The organism is Clostridium sp. HMP27, assembly GCF_000765165.1.
GTDB lineage: Bacteria > Bacillota > Clostridia > Clostridiales > Clostridiaceae > Clostridium_AK.
Genome location: NZ_JMFY01000068.1, coordinates 1 through 2,540 on the forward strand (window position 1 = coordinate 1; position 2,540 = coordinate 2,540).

The 2,540-nt window shown below is 35.9% G+C and carries 2 protein-coding genes and 2 pseudogenes; all 4 read right to left on the reverse strand.

All coding sequences use genetic code 11. The features are described 5' to 3' along the window. Window positions 1-219, reverse strand: a pseudogene (locus DP68_RS18685) (ornithine carbamoyltransferase); the annotation flags it as partial. A gap of 23 nt (window positions 220-242) precedes the next feature. Further along, window positions 243-674 (reverse strand): MOSC domain-containing protein, encoded by a 432-nt coding sequence (locus DP68_RS18690; RefSeq protein ID WP_035312040.1) that lies wholly within the window; start codon window positions 672-674, stop codon window positions 243-245. 19 nt (window positions 675-693) lie between these two features. Beyond that, window positions 694-2,058, reverse strand: a complete 1,365-nt coding sequence (locus DP68_RS18695; RefSeq protein ID WP_035312041.1) for an 8-oxoguanine deaminase — start codon at window positions 2,056-2,058, stop codon at window positions 694-696. 58 nt (window positions 2,059-2,116) lie between these two features. Beyond that, window positions 2,117-2,540, reverse strand: a pseudogene (locus DP68_RS18700) (ornithine carbamoyltransferase); the annotation flags it as partial.

Sequence of the window (2,540 nt, forward strand, 5' to 3'; positions counted from 1 at the left end):
TCCTCCAAGTTGAGCTATTCCCGCTTCCATAGAATTTCTTGTTCTTGTAGATTGTTCAAAGAACATTAAAAACATTGTCTTATGTGGTAAATATGGAGTATCTATTCCCATTGCAAATTTTCTCTTTAAATCATAGGATACATCTAACATTGTTTCTATTTCTTCATTTGTGTAATCCTGTAATGTTATAAAGTGTCTTCCCCTAAATACTGTTTGCATTTTTATATCCCCCAATCTTTTATTTAAACTATCTTAACTTCATCCCCGGCTTGTATGTAGCCTTGTTCTAATATCCGTGCAAATATACCTTCTCTTGGCATTATGCACTTTCCTGTAATCTTACTTATTTGGCATCCACTATGACACTCTTTTCCTATTTGAGTGACTTCCATAACTACTTCACCTATTTTGAGTTTTGTGCCTATAGGTAATGTATAAAGAATTATTCCTTTGGTAGTTATGTTTTCTGCAAATACCCCAGGGGTCAGCTCACTTAGCCCTAGTTCTTTCATTTTATCTATACTTTCTTCAGCTAAAAGACTTACCTGTCTGTGCCAATTTCCTCCATGAGCGTCACCTTCTAGCCCAAAATCCTTTTTAAAAAATCCCTTTTCTATAGGATTTTTTATAACTCCTTTTTTTTCACTAATATTAATTGAAATAACTTTAGCCATAGAGCATCCCCCCGTCTTTTTACCTTTTATTTCTCTCAATTTTAACTATATCTTCTGCAATTTTATGTGCTTCTTTTCTTACGCTTTTTGTATTCACAGTTAATAATTCGCCGTCTTTTACAACTATCCTTCCATTTACCATGGTCATCTTAACCAAACTTGTGTTTCCACAGGTAACTAATCCTACTAACGGATTATGGCATCCTGCATAAGCTACGTCGTCTAAATCATAAAGTACTATATCTGCAGCCTTTCCACCTTCAAGTATACCAATATCATATCTTCCCAGCACCTCTGCCCCTCCCCTAGTTGCAAGTCTTAGTATGTTATAAGCATCTAGCCCCTCAGTACCATATTTTAAGTGATTTAAAAGATAAGCACGTCTAACTTCTTCCCACATATTTGACCCATCATTTGAAGCACTTCCATCCACTGCTATGCTAACCTTCACTCCTGCCTTTAGTAGATCTGTAGTAGGACATATACCACTATTTAATTTCATATTTGAAGATGGACAATGAGCTACCCCTGATCCCTTAAGCTTTTTCATTTCCTCTTCATTTACATGAATTACATGGGCAAACCATACGTCTTCACCAAGCCATCCTACACTTTCCATAAGCTCCACTGGCTTTCTTCCGTACATTTCTAAGCAAAATCTTTCTTCATCCTTTGTTTCTGCTAAATGAGTATGAAGCATAACCCCATTTTTTCTTGCAAGTTCTTGAGATTTAATCATTAAATCTTCAGTTACAGAAAATGGTGAGCATGGTGCTAGTGCTATCCTTGTCATAGCTAAATCTTCTTTATCATGGTATTTATTTATAAGTCTTTCACTGTCCTCAAGTATCCTATCTCCACTTTGAACTACGCTATCTGGTGGTAGTCCTCCATTACTTTTCCCAAGCGACATCGAACCTCTTGTGGCATGAAATCTTATCCCTATTTCCTTAGCTGCTCTTATCTGTTCATCTATTAAGGTAGATGGTTTATTTTCTGGAAATACATAATGATGATCCATAGTTGTTGTACAACCCGTTCTCAAAAGTTCACTAAATCCAACCATTCCTCCATAATATACAGCCTCTGGACCTATATGCTTCCAAAATTCATAAAGTCCAACAAGCCATGGGAAAAGGGGCTTTTCTTGAACTTCATCTATCCCCCTAAATAAAGTTTGGTATAAATGATGATGGGTATTTACAAAACCAGGCATAGCTAGAAGTCCTCTACAATCTATAACCTCCATGTCCATCTCCAGCTTAATATCCTTATCTATCTTCTCAATTACCCTATCATTAATCAAAATGTCATATCCATCAAAAATACTATCCTTATTATCAAAAGTTACAACTTTACTCAAGCCTTTTAATAACTTCTTCATTGAAAATCACCGCCTGTTATAATCAACTAATCTCTAAACCTACACCCTAATTACTACTTTACTTTCCGCCCATAAGTAAAGTCATTACAGCTTTAGCTGTATGAATTCTATTTTCTGCCTCATCATATATTACAGAGTGCGGTCCATCTATTACTGAATCCACAACTTCATTTTTTCTATCTGCTGGTAATGCATGCATATATATGCTATTTGGTTTTGTAAGTGCCATCATTTCCTCTGTACATTTCCATGCCTTGTTTGCTTCAAGCAGGTCATCTATAACATCTTTACTTTGATTTGTTACCCAGTTCCCCCAATTCTTTGGTATTACTACATCTGCATCCTTATATGCTTCTTCCATGTTATTAGTAAGTGTTACGCTGCCACCATATTGTGCTGCATAAACTTTTGCCTTTTCTATTACCCAATCTGGTAATTCATATCCCTTTGGATATGCAAGCGTTACGTCCATTCCAAACCTT

Bases quoted from the DNA above. Each gene is read 5' to 3' on its own strand.
- DP68_RS18690 (WP_035312040.1), bottom strand. From the start codon at position 674: ATGGCTAAAGTTATTTCAATTAATATTAGTGAAAAAAAAGGAGTTATA.
- DP68_RS18695 (WP_035312041.1), bottom strand. From the start codon at position 2,058: ATGAAGAAGTTATTAAAAGGCTTGAGTAAAGTTGTAACTTTTGATAAT.